This window comes from Pseudoalteromonas sp. TB41 (assembly GCF_000497975.1).
In the GTDB taxonomy this organism is placed as follows: Bacteria; Pseudomonadota; Gammaproteobacteria; order Enterobacterales; family Alteromonadaceae; genus Pseudoalteromonas; species Pseudoalteromonas tetraodonis.
On sequence record NZ_AUTH01000007.1, the window covers coordinates 1 to 17,562 of the forward strand.

14 protein-coding genes are annotated in these 17,562 nt (G+C 39.7%); 8 read left to right on the forward strand and 6 right to left on the reverse strand.

Translation table 11 applies throughout. From position 1 onward, the window contains the following. Positions 1-219 precede the first annotated feature (219 nt). The 3 genes from L641_RS0100870 to L641_RS0100880 all read right to left on the reverse strand — a co-directional run bounded on the left by L641_RS0100870 (position 220) and on the right by L641_RS0100880 (position 6,017). Positions 220-1,257 (reverse strand): IS110 family transposase, encoded by a 1,038-nt coding sequence (locus L641_RS0100870; protein ID WP_024600855.1) that lies wholly within the window; start codon positions 1,255-1,257, stop codon positions 220-222. Positions 1,258-1,910: 653 nt separating this feature from the next. Then, positions 1,911-4,082, reverse strand: coding sequence for a S46 family peptidase (locus L641_RS0100875; RefSeq protein ID WP_024600860.1), 2,172 nt, complete (start codon positions 4,080-4,082; stop codon positions 1,911-1,913). Between the two features lie 144 nt (positions 4,083-4,226). Further along, positions 4,227-6,017, reverse strand: a complete 1,791-nt coding sequence (locus L641_RS0100880; RefSeq protein ID WP_024600861.1) for a M61 family metallopeptidase — start codon at positions 6,015-6,017, stop codon at positions 4,227-4,229. 225 nt (positions 6,018-6,242) lie between these two features. Here L641_RS0100880 and L641_RS0100885 point away from each other — a divergent pair, with 225 nt between their 5' ends. The 8 genes from L641_RS0100885 (at position 6,243) to ilvN (ending at position 15,971) form a co-directional block, all read left to right on the forward strand. Continuing rightward, positions 6,243-7,748, forward strand: a complete 1,506-nt coding sequence (locus L641_RS0100885) for a GGDEF domain-containing protein (RefSeq protein WP_084298543.1) — start codon at positions 6,243-6,245, stop codon at positions 7,746-7,748. A 77-nt stretch (positions 7,749-7,825) separates the two neighbouring features. After that, complete coding sequence (gene ppnN, locus L641_RS0100890; protein WP_013463271.1) at positions 7,826-9,169, forward strand: nucleotide 5'-monophosphate nucleosidase PpnN; 1,344 nt, start codon at positions 7,826-7,828, stop codon at positions 9,167-9,169. Positions 9,170-9,177: 8 nt separating this feature from the next. Further along, positions 9,178-9,951, forward strand: coding sequence for a flap endonuclease Xni (xni, locus tag L641_RS0100895; protein WP_013463270.1), 774 nt, complete (start codon positions 9,178-9,180; stop codon positions 9,949-9,951). Positions 9,952-10,020: 69 nt separating this feature from the next. After that, a complete protein-coding gene (locus tag L641_RS0100900) occupies positions 10,021-10,416 on the forward strand; it encodes a DUF3192 domain-containing protein (RefSeq protein ID WP_024600863.1) in 396 nt (131 codons plus the stop codon). Continuing rightward, the gene (locus L641_RS0100905; protein ID WP_024600864.1) at positions 10,416-12,098 is read left to right on the forward strand and encodes a hypothetical protein; all 1,683 of its coding nucleotides are present in this window, start codon (positions 10,416-10,418) and stop codon (positions 12,096-12,098) included. Before L641_RS0100900 ends, L641_RS0100905 begins: the two co-directional genes overlap by 1 nt. 179 nt (positions 12,099-12,277) lie before the next feature. After that, positions 12,278-13,285 (forward strand): isocitrate dehydrogenase, encoded by a 1,008-nt coding sequence (locus L641_RS0100910; protein ID WP_013463267.1) that lies wholly within the window; start codon positions 12,278-12,280, stop codon positions 13,283-13,285. A 461-nt stretch (positions 13,286-13,746) separates the two neighbouring features. After that, positions 13,747-15,471 (forward strand): acetolactate synthase 3 large subunit, encoded by a 1,725-nt coding sequence (locus tag L641_RS0100915; protein ID WP_024600865.1) that lies wholly within the window; start codon positions 13,747-13,749, stop codon positions 15,469-15,471. Next, the gene (ilvN, locus tag L641_RS0100920) at positions 15,471-15,971 is read left to right on the forward strand and encodes an acetolactate synthase small subunit (protein ID WP_013463265.1); all 501 of its coding nucleotides are present in this window, start codon (positions 15,471-15,473) and stop codon (positions 15,969-15,971) included. The genes L641_RS0100915 and ilvN overlap by 1 nt, the downstream gene beginning before the upstream one ends. Before the next feature lie 64 nt (positions 15,972-16,035). Here ilvN and L641_RS0100925 read toward each other — a convergent pair whose 3' ends face one another. The 3 genes from L641_RS0100925 to L641_RS0100935 form a co-directional block, all read right to left on the reverse strand. Continuing rightward, on the reverse strand, positions 16,036-16,311 hold the full coding sequence (locus L641_RS0100925) for an HU family DNA-binding protein (RefSeq protein ID WP_008112559.1): 276 nt from the start codon (positions 16,309-16,311) through the stop codon (positions 16,036-16,038). Between the two features lie 208 nt (positions 16,312-16,519). Continuing rightward, positions 16,520-17,059 (reverse strand): DUF3833 domain-containing protein, encoded by a 540-nt coding sequence (locus L641_RS0100930; RefSeq protein ID WP_024600866.1) that lies wholly within the window; start codon positions 17,057-17,059, stop codon positions 16,520-16,522. Position 17,060: 1 nt separating this feature from the next. Continuing rightward, positions 17,061-17,549: a chalcone isomerase family protein gene (locus tag L641_RS0100935; RefSeq protein ID WP_013463263.1), complete on the reverse strand. Its 489-nt coding sequence runs from the start codon at positions 17,547-17,549 to the stop codon at positions 17,061-17,063. Between the last annotated feature and the right edge of the window lie 13 nt (positions 17,550-17,562).

The window sequence follows — 17,562 nt, forward strand, 5'->3', positions numbered from 1 at the left end:
CTTATATGGACTCCCCGTTTTTTGTCAACGAAGTATTTATTAAATAAAGATTAGATGCTGGCTTATATACGGACTCTATTTGGGGAGCTACCCCTGGTCACTTTAATGTATTCGCCCCTTTATGACTTTTCTCGGTGGCGGTATTTTATACCTAGGCACGGAACAGTCTCTTAAAGGTCAGTCTTACCCTGATTTTAAACGCTCTTTGTTGACAAAAATTTAAGCCGTTAATAACGTTGGCTGATAACATTCGTTTTTCTTTAGCATTGCAAATGCGGTTCTGATTGTTTTATTAGCCAATGCTATCGCTGCCACTTTTTTACCACGCCTTGCAATTAACTTTTTAAGCCATTCGTCTTTTTCTGTACGGCTCGCTCTTTTTACAACATGTGTGACAACAGCTAGTGCACCTTGATATAACGTGCTACGTAACTTTTTATTTGCCGATGTTCTTGAAATTGAGCCAATTCTTTCTTTGCCACCAGAGCTATGCTGAACTGGCGTTAAACCAGCGCAGGCTGATGCTTCCCGCCCATTTTTAAAGTGTTCTATACAACTAAAGTAAACTTTCAACATCATTGAACCTACAGGCCCAACACCTTCCAGTTTTTGAAGTCGCTCGCATACCTCATCATTTTTGATTTCTTCTTCAATGAGCTTTTCTAGCTCTCTAATTTCTTTCATAACACTTTTGAATTGTTCATTCATTATTTTTAGAGACGCTCTAAATGCCATAGGTACATCTAAATTTGTATCTTCGAGCAGACTTTCCACTGCATCAATCAACTTATTATCTGATTTAGCTATTGGGATACCAAGTTCCAACAAGCAACCTCGTTGCAGATTCCCCAAGGCTACTTTTTGCTTTACAAAGTGCTCTCTCATTGCTGACATGGCTTGTAAGCACTGCTCATTTATGCTTAATAATCTACTCGGTTTAACTGTTGGTTGTTGAGCTGCAATACCAATAGCTAAAGCATCATTCGCATCCGTTTTTTGGCCTTGTCTAAATGCTTTTACAACCCGTGCAGACATTGGCTTAACTGTATGGCCTGCCTCTTTCGCTTTTCTTGCCCAATAATGCGTGCCACCACATGACTCCATCGCCACTAATGACTGCTTTTCTGACGCCAATAATTGAAGTAGCTTTTGTCGCGATACTTCTTTGTTGTATATAACCTGTCGATCTTGACCTATTTTACAAACTTGATAATTATTTTTTGCTAAATCAATCGCAATAACGTTAAGATTCATCATGTATGGACTCCTTTAGTAAAAGTTTTGTCACTTATTACGTTACCCCTCGATGGGAGGGGAGTCCATACATCTCGGTGGTAAATACTTATTTAGGCTTAACTCTGACGCGATATAAAATCGCTGCTACTAAAGATACTTACTGCTAAAAACAGTTTTTTCACCACAGAGAATCCCGAGGCGCTTTGCGCTACACAGAGGTGGATTGATATCTTTTAAGCATTTCTCTGTGAACTCTGTGTCCTCGGTGGTAAATGCTTATTTAGGCTTAACTCTGACGCGATATAAAGTCGCTGCTACGAAAGACATTTACTGCTAAAAACAGTTTTTTCACCACAGAGAATCCCGAGGCGCTTTGCGCTGCACAGAGATGGATTCATATCTTTTAAGTATTTCTCTGTTAACTCTGTGTTCTCGGTGGTAAATACTTATTTAGGCTTAACTCTGACGCGATATAAAATCGCTGCTACTAAAGATACTTACTGCTAAAAACAAATTAGCTCCTCCCGTAACCCGAACCTCGTAGCTCGTAGCCCGCAGCCCAAACCTCGTAGCCCGTAGCCCGTACCCTAAGTTAAATTAATCGCCGAAAATGTTTAAACAAAAAAAGGCGCTTCCGATTAAGGTGAGCGCCTTTTTGTTATTTTAACTGCTTCTTATTTTACGATTTTCATTTCGTCTAATAAGTTTTGGGCGTTATCTACTTTATCCATAACCCACAGCATGTAGCGTGAATCTACATGGATTGAGCGATTTAGATCTGGGTTGTAATCCCAATCACCAATAATGCTTTCGTACACACCGTCAAACAGTAAACCCACCAGCTCAGCTTTACCATTTAGTGTTGGTGAACCTGAGTTACCGCCAGTTGTATCTACGTTTGATAAAAAGTTAACCGGTACGGTATTCATGCCACCTGTGTAATCACCATAAAGCTTCGCTTTAATTTGCTCTTGCAGCTTTTTAGGCGCATTAAATGGGTCAACATCGGTGTTTTTAGCAAGCAACCCTTCAAGTGAGGTAAACGGCGTGGCCACTAAACCATCTTGCGGAGAATAACCGCCTACCGTGCCGTAAGTTACACGTAATGTGCTGTTTGCATCGGCGTAAACCGGTTTGTTTTGCGCTTTGTTAAAGGCAATAATTGCACTCATTAACTCTGGGCGAGCAGCTTGTAACTTACCAGCCAAGGCTTTTGACTTATCTTCTTCGGCTTTCATCACAGCAAATATAGCTTTTGCATATTGCATAAACGGGTCTTGGCTTTGGTTAAGCTGACTTAGTGTTTGTTCAAATAATGAATTACGTACAATTTCATTATCTAGTCTTGATTTAGCGTACATTTCATCTAGCAATGCACTTTGTTTTGCTTTATCAAAGCCGTTTTCTAAAGCAAAAGCTTTATCAATTTCACTAAAACGCTCTGCTTTAGGTAATGCTGCATATTGCTCTAAAAAGTGCAGTAATATGGCTTTATCTACGTTTGCGTCAAAGCGGCGTGACATACGCTCTAAACCCGATTTAATACGTGGTAAATCACGTTCTTGATAACCCGATTCACGCTCGCTATTTGGCTTTTGTTTTTCATAAGCTAAACGGTATAAACGACGTGCCGTGCTGATCATTTGTGAACGGTGAACATAGCCTACCATACGGTCGCGCTCACTGTGCTCTTGCGATTGTGCAACAAGTGCTGATAACTCATTAAGTACGTTACCGTAGCGCTGTTTACGTTCGCTATCGCTGTTTATCCAGCTTGTAAGTTCTTGTTCAAACTGCTTTTTACGCTCAAACATGGTGCCTTTTTTAAAGCTTTCGATCATCGAGCCATAGTTTTTAATGTAGTTGTTATAACCAGCTATGGTGCTTTCGTAAGCAATACGCGCTTTACTGCCATCTTCTGAGTTTTCTTCAATTAATGACACGTATTTAGTATTGTGCATGCGCGCTTTAGGGTAGCTGTCGTTAAATACATAATCGACCTCTGCCGCAATACGGTAACGATTGGTTCGTCCTGGATAGCCAGTAACCATGACAAAATCACCCTCTTGCACGCCTTTAGCACTTACACTTAAGTAAGACTCAGGCACGTACGGTACGTTGTCTTCGCTGTATTCTGCTGGTTTGCCGTCTTTACCTACATAGGCGCGGTAAAAACCAAAATCGCCTGTGTGACGCGGCCACATCCAGTTATCGATATCGCCACCGTATTTACCTACGCCCATAGCAGGTGCATACGCTAAACGTACATCTTTAATTTCCAGCGATTTAATAAGGTAAAACTCTAAACCACCATGAAACGAATATACATTACAACGGTAGCTAGCATCAGCTTCACACTCTGCAACGAGGGCTTTTTGATTTTTTTCTAACGCATCGTAGCGTGCTTTTGCACTTAGCTCGTTAGTGCCGCTAATTACTTTATCAGTCACGTTGGTCACTGTTTCTGTAACGTACACACGTGAACCTGGCGCAGCAGGTAAATCTTCAGCCGGTGTTTTTGCTAAAAAGCCGTTTTCAAGTATGTTGTTTTCAGGCGTTGAATTATATTGCACTGAGCCATAAATACAGTGATGGTTAGTAACAACTAAGCCCTTTGGCGAAACAAACGAGGCTGTACATCCGCCTAAGCTAATAACCGCATTCATTGGAAATTCGGTTAATTTTGAAATTGAATCAACACTGATTTCAAGGCCTTTGGCTTTTAAAATTGATTCCAGCTCTGGTAGCTGATGAGGTTGCCACATACCTTCATCGGCATTGGCCGCAGAAGAAAGTGCCAGTGAACAGGTTGCTACCAAAGTGGCAACAAGAGGTTTTAAACGCATTATAGAATCCCTTTTATTATTGAACCTGCAGATTACTCATTAAGTATGAGTAAGGTCAACTACGCTGAGATAAATTGTTACAATATAGCGCCCAATAAACAAAAAAGGAGCTAAGCTCCTTTTTAAACAAAATGATAAACGATGTTAGTCGTCTTTTTTCACATCATTTGGATGCGCTACACCCATCCATGCTTTAAATAATGCTTTTTGCTCATCAGTGGCATTTTTATTCGCAACCACTTTTTTAGGTTTGTCGAAATCTTCAGACAACACAAGCTCAGTCGACATTAATGCATCACGACGAATAAAATCAACAGTGACTTTATCGCCTGCTTTAAAGGTCTCTAGGCTGGCTGTTAAGTCTTTACCTATATGCTTTTTATTAATAGCGACGAGTTTATCGTCGGTGGTTAAGCCGCCTTGCCATGCTGCACCATCGCGGCGTACATGGGTAAGCGTAAGTAACTCGCCAGTATTTTTAGTAAATGCATCTAAGCTTGGTGTGGCCTTGGCTTTTTCTGGTAATTCAAAGCTTAAACCTACTTTTGCTAGCAGTGCATCAAAATCAAGGTTGGCTGGTGAGCTAACATTTGCCTGCCACCACGCGCTGTAATCACGCCCTGATAGTTGTTTTAAAATAGCCAGTACGTCTTGCTCAGTAAACCCTGCCGGTAATTTATGCTGTTTATAAAGCGCTTTATGTACATCTCTGTAGCTAATTTTACCTTGGCTATTTTCAAGTAGGTCGATATCTAACGCCATCGACAATAATGAACCTTCAAGATAAATATTAGTGCTGTAGTTACGTGCGTGATCGCCGCCTTGGTTTATCCATTTATCAAAACTGGTTTCGCTGGCACTTTGCACTTCACGCCCCGGTGTTGTGAGGTGGCGGTTAATGGTTTTGCTTAATACTTTAAAAAACTCATCGTTAGTTTGAATACCCGAACGCACTAATAAATGATCTTCAAAATAGCTGGTAGAGCCCTCTGCTATCCATAGCAATTTTGAATAATTAATATTAGTGTAGTCATATGGCGCAAGCCCTTTAGGACGGTACGCTTTTACATTCCAGGTATGAATAAACTCATGAGCTGCAGTACTTATAAAACCTAAATAGTCTTCACGTTTAGCAAAGCGATCGCGTGGGCGCTGAATAATCGTTGAGTTTAAGTGCTCAGTTGCCCCGCTTGCGCCTGATGTAGCATGTACCATAAATACATAACGTTCATACGGGTAGTTGTCCCAAATTACATTGCCGGTAGCCACTAGCTTTTTCAAATCGGTTAGCATCAGTTCAATATCGTAATTGCCCTCACCCCATACCACCAGTTCGTACTCACGGCCATCAACTTCAAAAGTACGTAGCTCGTTAATACCGGTTTCGATTGGCGAATCAACTAATACATCGTAGTCACTGGCTTTAAAGCTGTGCTTATTTTTATAATTTTCCATGCCTGACACAGAGCGCCATGCTTTGGGGACGTTTAATTCAACCGTTACTGGCTCTTGGCGAAATGATTCGCTAAACATAAAAAAGCCTGATGCATCAATAAAGGCATGGCTGTCGTCAATATGGCGGGCGCGCTTACCTAGCTCATTGGCATACACTTGGTAATCTATATTTACTTCAGTGGGTTCATTTAAATGAACGCGCCATGTGCTGTGGTCAATCTTTTCCCACTTTAATGCATTACCTTCATCATCACTGGCTTTAAAGTAGCGAACGCCATTGGCAAGATTTAAAATTTCATAACGACCAGTGCGCCATGCTGGAAGTTTCACATCTAAGAAAGACTGCGCCGTTTTAGGAAATTCTACGTTCACATCACCTAAATGATGCTCTGGCTGAGAAATGTTTAAAGCGTAATTAACGTCGGCAAATACCGGTGCTGAACAGGCAGCTAAAATTGATAAGGCAAGTAGCTTTTTCATAAAGGCTCTTTTTTATATAACGTATTGTTGTGCCAAGGTTAACAAGACCCATTTTAAAAGTGAATTAAAAGCGATAAATACACTTATATTTAAGATCGTTCGTATTTTGTTGCTAAAAACATTAAGTTTTTGATCTCATACCTACTATTAATATGTTTTTGTTGTAAACTAAACCAATAAAGGTATTAAAATAATGGTGTGTAGGTGTCTAGGAGCTCCAATACGGTGGAACAAAAACTAAAACAAGCAATTGACAGTAGAAAAGTAATAGAAAGCGCTCGTAAACATCAAGTTGACACCCTTTCTAACTTTGCGGCTAAGTTATCTTTAAGCTGTAAAGGACTTGATATTGAGCTTGATAACCGCCTAGCAAAGTTCCGTAGCGCATTAAACAAAGGAATGGATTTTGAAGACTTCTCTCCTTTGGTAGATGATATTTTGGCCTTGCTAAAAAATCAGGAAGCGATTCAACTAGCGCATCAACGCGACCTGTTAACCAGCGTACAAAATGCAGGAAAACAGTTACAACAAACGAAAGGCCTGCCTGACGAAACCCGCAGAACGCTGCGTCATTTATTAGATAACCAACTTGACGATATACAATCGGTGCATGGGTTTATCCCAATATTAAACCAATTGATCACCTTTTATCATCAAGCTTTAATTGCTAAAAGCAATAATACCTTTGAACCACCCAATCTAAGTGTACTCACTGAAAAGCTGTTTAAATTAGTTAGTGAGCTTGTACTAGAAGAAGCCAACGAATCACTGTATTTAATAAAAAAACGCATTGCTAAAAATAAAGCCGTTGACCAGTTACTTGATGCCGCAATAGATGTGATTACTTTAATTGTTAAAAGTATTCACGTTGAACGTGAATCAGCGCAAAGCTTTTTAGCTTCATTAAACCAAACACTTGAGGAGCTGCATCGCTCATTGGTATCAACCAGTGAACACTCTGAATCAATGAATGTTGAATTTGACTCAATAAATCAACGTATTGGTGAAAAGCTAGAAAGTTTAAATACACAAACAAAAAATGCGACCTCAATCACAGCGTTAAAGCAGCTAGTTGAAAACGAGTTACGCTCACTCAGTGCAGATATTTTAGAAAAAGAGCAACTCGAACAAAAAGATCGCAGAATTTTAGTTGCCAGCTTTACGCAAATAAATGAAAGAATTAATAGCTTAGAAAACAAAGTCAGTAACTATAAAAAACGTTTAAATGAGCAACGGTTTAAAAGCTTACTCGACAGCCTGACAAAACTGCCTAATCGCGCGGCATTTGATGAGCGTTACAACCACGAAATTAATTTATTTAACGAACAACCGTCAGACATAACGCTAGTTGTTATAGACGTCGACCATTTTAAATCAATCAACGATCGATTTGGCCATACTGCGGGCGATATTACTTTACAAGTTATTGCCAAAGCGCTGCAAAAGTCGATTAGGCAATCAGACTTTATTGCACGCTATGGCGGCGAAGAGTTTGTGCTATTAATGCCACGCACTTCACTTGAAAACGCGACAGCACACCTCAATAAATTAAGACAGTCTATTAAAAAGATACCGTTTAAATTTAAAGACAAACAAATTGAAATTACTGTTTCGCTAGGCGCAACCCAATTTAAAGAGGGTGATACCCCTCTAAAAGCATTTGATAGAGCCGATCAAGCTTTATACGATGCTAAAAATTCAGGCCGGGATCGTCTGTGCATTAGTAAATAGTGTTATGCATTTCTACCTTTGAGTACAAGGCATAATTACGCAGTAAATTTACCCAAGAAGTATCAAGGAGAATGCCGATGCTAATACAGTTAAACCCAACAGGGGTATTAGATTTATTATCGCAGCTAGAAGTAGACCTACTAGAACAGTCATCAACAAGCGAACGCTACAGGTTATTCAGAAATTGTGTTTTAGCTGTGCTTAATGTAGGCAGCCATACCGATGTAAGTAACGATATATACGAAAAACATAAAGACTTTGATATTCGTTTAGTAAGCCGTGAACGCGGTATTAAAATTGAATTAGAGAACCCGCCGCAAACGGCCTTCGTTGACGGCCACATAGTCACCGGCATACATGAGCACATATTTTCGGTTATTCGCGATATCTTATTTATTTGCCAAAAGTATGAAAAAAATCTCCAAGAAACTAAAGCCATTACCCACATGGTTTTTGACATGCTTAGAAATGCCGACGCTCTTAAAGTAAATAGTGAACCTAACATGATTGTATGCTGGGGCGGCCACTCTATTAACGAAATAGAATATAAATACACTAAACAAGTAGGTTACGAATTAGGCTTACGCGGGTTAAATATTTGTACTGGCTGTGGGCCTGGTGCAATGAAAGGCCCGATGAAAGGCGCCACTATTGGTCATGCCAAACAACGTATAACTAACAACCGTTATTTAGGTTTAACTGAGCCCAGTATTATTGCAGCTGAGCCACCTAACCCAATTGTGAATGAACTGGTTATTTTACCCGATATTGAAAAGCGACTTGAGGCCTTTGTTCGCACCGCTCATGCCATTATTATTTTTCCTGGTGGTGCAGGCACAGCTGAAGAACTATTGTATTTATTAGGTATTTTGTTGCACCCTGAAAACGAAAAGCAATGTTTACCTGTTATTCTTACCGGTCCAAAACAAAGTGAAGCTTACTTTGAGGAGCTGTGTCAATTCATTCAAATGACTTTAGGCGATGCAGCCCTAGATAAATTTGAAGTAATTATTGATGACCCTCAATTAGTAAGCCAAAAGTTAAAGTCGGCAATGAATGGTGTACGCGAATACCGTAAAAGCCAAGGAGATGCGTATTACTTTAACTGGACCTTGAAAATAGACAGTGATTTTCAGCAACCTTTTTACCCCTCTCATGAGGCTATGGCGTCGCTTGATTTACACCTTGATCAACCCAAACAACAGTTAGCGGCTAATTTACGCCGTGCGTTTTCGGGAATAGTGGCGGGAAATGTAAAAGAAGAAGGTTTAAATGCGATTAAAAAAGACGGCCCGTATGTCCTCAGTGGCGAGCCTGATTTAATGAAAGCAATGGACACACTTTTACAAGCGTTTGTAGAACAAGGTAGAATGAAGCTCCCTGGCAGTAAGTATATTCCTTGTTATACAATAAAAGCGTGAGTTTATAATTGAATCCCCATTTACTTCTTATTGATGCGCTTAATTTAATTAGGCGCATCTATGCTGTTGATGCTAACCAAACGCATCACAGCGACGAACATATGTTAAAAGCATGCTGCGCTCGAGTAGCACATGCCTGCAAAAAACTTATAACAACCACTAATGCAACCCATGCAATTGCTGTATTTGATGGCGATAAAAGTTGGCGCTATCACTTTTACAAAGATTACAAACATTCGCGCGCCCCGATGCCACAAACGTTAAAAGAAGCCTTGCCACATTTTAAAGCGGCCATTGAAGAAACCGGCATTGTGGTATTTGAGCCGACTAACGATGAAGCCGATGATATTATTGCAACATTAGCCCATAAAGCCGCCAACAATCAGATAAATAACACTATTGTCTCTACCGATAAAGGGTTTTTACCGCATTTAAATGAGCAAATTGAAGTGTATGATTACTTTAAAAAACAACAGCTCACACAGCAGCATATCCAAGAACGTTTTGGCGTGGCACAACACAAACTCATAGACTTTTGGGCCCTGGCAGGAGACAAAACCAATGACATTCCAGGTGTTAAAGGCATTGGTGTTAAATCGGCGCAACAATTGGTGAATCAGTACAACACTCTCGAAGAGGCATTAAGCGATGAATCATTAAGTGCGCGCTTACAAAAAAAGCTTGCTGATGATATGGATATGTTTGTTATTTCTAAACAACTGGTGAGTTTGCGTACTGATATCCACTTAGGCTTTAGTTTAAAGCAGTTAAGGCTTAATTAGTCGCAAGTTAATGGCACTGAACGATCGCAATACGTATACTAGTAATAGTTATATTGGTCTGGGTAGGCAATGTTTAAAAAGTTTTTTAGGTATTTGATATTGGGATTAGGTTTATATGCACTGATAGCCACGTCGGTTATTATGTTTTATAAAGACGACCCACAAGCAATGATTTGGCAAGACCGCGAAGCATTCAATAAACGCTATATTGAAAAACTGCGCTTAGAAGATGCTTTTACGCTAAACGCTGTGCTTGAATATTTAGGCAGCCCAGATTTAACCTACGCCAAGCGCGATGGTGAACAGGTGTGGCAAGTTATATTTTATCGTACACAACATAAAACCTCGGATGGCATTACCACCATGGATGAATGTACCGGGTTATTATTTAAAAACGGCCAACTAATAATGTGGGGCCCAAGTGCTTATGAAAAATACCTTGAGCAAAATGATGGAACAATTTAATGGAAGCACCACTGTCGGGTAACCTAAAAAAGCTACTCGAAAGCACACAGTTGCTTTTAGGTTCACATAATAATAAAAACCAGTGGCATACTTTTTACCCGATTGTTTGTAAACTTGCAGAACAATACGCAGCGTTATATAAACAAAACCCAGCGGCGTTACAAGCTCAGCTCAATTTGTATAAAACACACTATAGCTTTGCAACCAATTTAGTGGTTAATCAATGTGTTTTAACTTGTGCATTAAGTGCTAGCCAAAATTACGATAAACACTTAACAGAGCTTTATATCAGTGCCTCATTGGTGGAACACCTTTGTGTTGCTAATCAGTTGAATAAACTAGCCCAACAGCAAGCATTTACTAATACCGACACTAAAATGTGGCAGTTACGCCATAAACTCGCTGCCAAAGTGATATTGACATCACAACAACCAGCACATCAAATTGCCCATATTTTAGCTAAACTAGCCAAATACAAACACGCATTATTAAACACGCCTAAAGTCATGCTTTATGACGGAGCCAGTGTATTGGTTGCTTTGGCAAATATTTTGGCGCTTAACGTAACCTGCAACGCAAAACAGCAGCATATTAGTTTTTATAAAGCAGTAGCTGATTTGTACATAAGAACCCCCAACTCATTTGCACAGGGACTATTAAAAGACTTAGTGGCACACGTTGGACAATATGTACCAGGTAGCCAAGTGGTTTATGCTGACCAAACAATGATTTATTTGGCTACAGATTCGGCAGGCCGTCATATTATCGTTAATAATGCCAATACAAAAATGGCCTGGTATCGAATAAAAGCATCATTAGAGGATGGCTTAAAGGCATGGCCGTGTAATGACGATCGCTTGTTTTTAAAAGTTTGGGACAGTGAATACCTGCATATTGTTCATAAGAGTGACAATACACAGTCCTCTTTGTACGAATTAGTTAAACAAATAAAAAACCAACAAGAGTACAGTTACAAAGCATTAAATACATTACTTACCCCTTATCCTAATGTTATAAAATCAGTGTGCCATGCAGTAAAACAGTATAATAAAGAGCTGCAGCCGGCAAAAGATTTAAGGCATAGCTTGTCTATGGTAGGTTACGATAAGGCCCCTGCGATTATTCAAGGCATGGTTTTCGAGCAGTTAGTAAATAGTATTGCCCATCCTTTACATACATTTTTGTGTACTCGCATGGGTTGTTTAGTCAACATTGTAGAGCTGTTAGTAAAACACGATAAAAATTTGCAAAGTGAACGCATTAGTTTGAGCCTATATGCCTATTTATATTATCTATTAATTAATTACAGCCCAGAAGTTTCTAGAAAAATCACCTTAGACCAAACACCGAATAAATCCTTAGATACGCCAATATGCACATTTTTTGGCATAAACAATGTTGATACCCCTCATTTAACTAATGAGCTTAATGAATTACTTAGTAGCGACCCCTGGGCAATAGCGTTATTAAAAGCTGAAACATTGCCTAAAAAGCAGCTCGATGATAGCGCTAAGTTGTGGGCAGCTTTGAAAGTTGTAGCCCAGCGCGTACTTAAACCTAACCAACCATTAACAGCATGGCAACAGCAGATATTAAATCAACAACTCACCCGCCATGGCTGGAAAAGTGAGGTTATTTTTTATCAATCCCTGCAGCAATTAGGTCTGCACAATAGTATTTAGCTGACTTATTATCACTATAAATTAAAGTTATACCCTGTATTTGCAGTATAAACTGGCAAAATGTTCAATAAATTGGTATAAATGCCGGCTTAAATTTAGCACCCCTGTCATATAAGTAGTCTAAACTCTGTGAGTATTTTTTATTTATGTGTGTATCCAAATCTTTAAAGGAAAAGTTCATGGCCAAACAAACCATAACAGTGATCAAAGGCGACGGCATCGGCCCAAGCATTATCGACTCAGCACTTGAAATACTAAAAGCCGCAGGATGCGATTTTGATTATGAATTTGTTGACGCTGGCCTCGCTGCGCTTGAAAAAACGGGCGAATTGCTTCCACAAGAAACAATTGACACGATTGCTAAAAATAAAATCACTTTAAAAGGTCCATTAACGACCCCTGTAGGCGAAGGCTTTACATCAATCAATGTAACACTTCGTAAGCAGTTTGGTTTATACGCTAATGTTCGTCCTGTGAAGTCGTTCGCAGGTACTAAAGCACGTTACGATGACATTGATATTATTACTGTTCGTGAAAATACCCAAGGTATGTATTCAGGTGCAGGTCAAGTAGTGAGTGCTGATGGCAACGAAGCTGAGGCAATGTCTGTGATCACCCGTGAAGGCGCTGAAAAAATCGTTACTTTTGCATACGAGCTAGCTGTACGCGAAGGCCGCAAAAAAGTAACCGCTGTTCATAAAGCAAATATTTTAAAATCAACATCGGGTTTGTTCTTAAAAGTTGCTCGTGAAGTGGCTGAACGTTACCCTGAGATTGAATCAACTGAAATGATTGTTGATGCAACCTGTATGAAACTAGTAATGACACCGGAAGAGTTTGACGTAATTGTAACGACTAACCTATTCGGCGATATTTTATCTGATTTATGTGCTGGTTTAGTTGGTGGTTTAGGCATGGCGCCTGGTGCTAATATTGGTGAAGATGCGGCTATCTTTGAAGCTGTTCACGGTAGCGCACCTGATATTGCAGGTAAAAACCTAGCAAACCCTACGTCAGTTATTTTAGCGTCTATTCAAATGCTAGAACATTTAAATATGGGCGATACGGCAGAGCGCATTCGTAGCGCAGTGGCTGATGTAATTAAATCAGGCGACCGTACTACTCGCGATTTAGGCGGCAGCCATGGTACAACTGACTTCACTCAGTCAGTAATCGACCGTCTGTAACAGTATAATTGAATTATAAAGCCAACATCTGTTGGCTTTTTTTATGCCTGCTCAAAACCGCTTGTATCACTTTAATGTAATTAATGTGTATTTAAGCCCCCTACTCCTTAAAATTAAAAATGCATAATTTCTGCTTTTAACGTGAGAATATTTCACAACAATTAGAATTTAAGATTAAAAAAGATATAAAAATGAATTTTTAATCCAAAAACTTTAGTTTTGGGTTGACATGAGCGCGCAAAAGCCTTAAAAATAACCACATACAAAAATTGTAATTTAAACAGCATTTTATTTTAAAGAGCAAAACATCATGAACACACAATTTCGTCTTTTAGTCTTACTCGTACTGGTCTTAGTGATAAGCCCAGCGGGGATGTATTAAAAGGTGAAACATGCTTTTTAAAACCCTCGCACTACGCGGGGGTTTTTTTTTGCATAAATCAGTCAACAGAGGAATGAGGATGAGTAAACAAGAATATAATGGCTCTGAATTGGTTGTTAAGTCATTAAAAGAGTTAAACGTTAAGTATATATTCGGTTACCCCGGTGGCTCAGTATTAGACTTATATGATGCGCTATTTCAGCAAGATGATATTGAACATATTTTAGTCCGTCATGAACAGGCCGCCACACACATGGCCGATGGTTACGCAAGAGCAACCGGTGAAGTCGGTGTTGTACTTGCCACTTCTGGACCAGGGGCAACAAACTGTGTAACAGGCATAGCAACTGCGTATATGGATTCTATTCCGATGGTGGTGTTATCAGGTCAAGTGCCAACCAACTTAATTGGCGATGACGCGTTTCAAGAAACGGATATTGTTGGCTGCTCTCGTCCGATTGTAAAGCATAGCTTTAATTGTAGAAGCGCTAGTGAAATTCCCAATATTCTTGCTAAAGCCTTTTATATTGCCAGCTCAGGTCGCCCAGGCCCAGTTGTCGTTGAACTTCCTAAAGACATGCTTAACCCTGAGCTAACCTTTGCTTACAACTTTCCAGCGGCAACAGAACTCAGAACCTACAACCCTAATACCAAGGGTCACTCTAAACAAATTCGTAAGGCCGTTACTGCTATTTTAGAAGCGAAAAAGCTGATTATTTATTCTGGTGGCGGAATTGTGCTTTCAAATACATCAGAGCAACTAACCCACTTAGTCGAATCGCTTAATGCCCCTATTACCAATACCCTAATGGGACTAGGCGGTATATCAGGCATTCACCCTAACTTTATTGGTATGTTGGGTATGCACGGTACATTAGAAGCAAATAAAGCCATGGCCAATGCTGATGTTATTTTAGCCCTTGGCGCACGATTCGATGATCGGGTTACCAATAACGTACAAAAGTTTTGCCCTAATGCCACTATCGTGCATGTAGATGTCGATCCGACTTCAATTTCCAAAACCATAAAAGCACATATTCCGGTTGTTGGCTGTTTAGCCACGGTACTTGAACAGTTACAAACTGCTATAGATAAAAGCCCAATAAAAATAGACCGCAGTGCACAAGAAGATTGGTGGCGACAGGTGATCAGTTGGCGCGAACAAAAATGCTTAAACTACAATACCGATGGCGATAAAATTAAGCCTCAAGCAGTTATAGAGGCTATTTATAAAGCGACTAATGGTGATGCTTATGTCAGTTCAGATGTGGGCCAACACCAAATGTTTGCGGCGCAGTATTATCCATTTAAGCACCCTCGTCAGTGGATCAACTCAGGTGGCTTAGGCACCATGGGCTTTGGCTTACCAGCAGCTATGGGGGTTAAGCTCGCCTTTCCGGATAAAGAGTCTTTATGTGTGACTGGCGATGGCTCTATTCAAATGAACATTCAAGAGCTTTCGACCTGTTTACAATACAACTTAGCGGTAAAAGTGATCTCGTTAAATAACCGTTCACTAGGTATGGTTAGACAGTGGCAAGATATGATTTATGGCGGCAGACACTCCTCTTCCTATATGGAATCACTTCCTGACTTTGTAAAACTTGTAGAAAGCTACGGCCATGTAGGAATACGAGTCAATACACTGGATGAATTACAGCCAGCAATAGACAAAGCCATGTCGATAACCGATAGATTAGTGTTTTTAGATATTTTAGTAGATGAAAAAGAGCATGTTTACCCGATGCAAATTAAGCACGGTGGCATAGATGAAATGTGGTTAAGAAAAGGAGTAAAGGCATAATGCGTCGTATATTATCTATATTATTAGAAAATGAACCCGGTGCGTTATCACGTATAGTGGGGCTTTTTTCTCAACGAGCTTACAACATTGATAGTTTAACTGTTGGAACCACTGATGATGAATCACTCTCGCGTATTACTGTCACCACTAAAGGCGATGATAGAATTGTTGAGCAAATCACCAAACAGGTAAATAAACTGGTCGATGTACTTAAGGTGATTGATTTAACCGAAATGAGCCACATAGAGCGCGAACTGTTACTAGTAAAAGTATTTGCTCAAGATGAAGCTACGCGAGCTGCTGTAACGCGGGTTGTAGATGTATTTCAGGGCGCTATTTTAGATATGGGGCGTCAAAGTTACAGCCTACAATTGGTAAGCAGCACCGATAAAATAGAGTCGTTTTTAGATACCTTACGTCATGAAACAGACATTATAGAAGTGGTTCGCTCTGGCGCGGTCGGCATTGGTCGCGGAGATAAGGCGCTTAAAGCTAAATAAGCGTTAAATTTACGGCAAAAAAAAGGGCTTAATAGCCCTTTTATTATTTTTATAAACCTAAACCTTATAGGTTTACTTGGTCTTTAAGACCTTTACCTGGTTTAAAGCTTGGAATAGTCGCTGCTGAAATTTGGATTTCTGCACCTGTTTGTGGGTTACGACCTGTGCGAGCAGCACGTTCTTTAACTGAAAAAGTACCAAAACCAACTAATGCAACAGAGTTGCCTTCTTTTAGTGAAGAAGTTACAGCGCCTGTGAATGCATCAAGTGCACGTGTAGCGGCTGCTTTAGAGATTTCTGCGTCAGTAGAGATTTTTTCAACTAGTTGAGCTTTGTTCATTATTAGATTCCTATTCGTTATTATTTTGCCTTCGCAAATCCTATCTTTATGCATTTTCGAAGAGTTAGCAACAGCAAATTACGTTTTTTATCTAAAATACTAAAAAATTAGTAAAATTATAATAATTCACTGTAAAATACAGCGAGTTGAGTTAACAAAAACTTAATTTAAGCACAAATATAGTGCAGCTATGCACTGTGATGAGTCGCTATATTTTTTCTATTACTAAAGTCACTTCCCCGACCTCAACGCCAAACTTAACAATAGATGTGCGGTTTATCAAGCGCGTATTGGTGACTAAATACATCCAATCATCAAAGTTAACTTCAAAAGTGCTGCCATCGTAAGGAATTTTTACATTGTAGTTCCAATGAAAAACACTGCCATCACTTTTGCCTGTGGCCGTGCCTAAAACATCAGAAGCAGTACCGGTTAACGTGTTGTCGTCGTTTAAGGTTATTTTCCAAATACGTTTTTGGGTTTCGCCGTCATCATAAACGAAGTCTTCCTCAATAACGCCTTGGTTGCCATCCCACGTAGCGCTCAAGTCTACAACAAGCTTTCGGGTTAATTCGCCTTTAAAGTCTTGTACAACACCGTAGGCTTTTAAATCGCCGCTAAAAAAAGTCTTAAAATCGAAATTAGGTTCTGAGCCTTTGTAATGCTCTACACTCGGCGCAGAACAACTTGCAATAAAGAAGCTTACTACCAGTAGCAAAGTTACTTTGATGCGTTTTAGATTAATCATATTAAATCCCTAAAAGTTGATTTCTAATCGATGGTTCTGAGGTGTTCTCACTTAGCCAAATAGCTAAGAAGTCATCTGCAAAAGTGGTGTCTTCTATGCGGCCTATTTCATTGTCATTGTGAAAGAAAATACTGTGTCCTTGCTGATCGGTCAGTAAGGTTAACGATTCACCCTTTTTAATGTCTGGCCATATGGCTAATAATTTATCTGCATAGCGAGCTGATAATTGTGATTTACCTAAATGTTGCCATTGCTCTTTAGTGGCTTTTACAATGTCTTTAGCATCAAAGTCGCGCAGGTAAGTTAAAGTAAATTTAACCGGCGTTTGCTTGGGACTATAAGATCCAGAGGGAGTAAAAAGCGTTGCATCATAAACATCCCAAAAAAGGTATTCCATACGTGCCTCGCCCACTTTGTTAAACTGGGTATCAGCATAAGCAGCATGGTTAAACAGGGCATAAATTAGTACTAAATTTAAAAGCGTTTTCATAATCAGCTCCAAG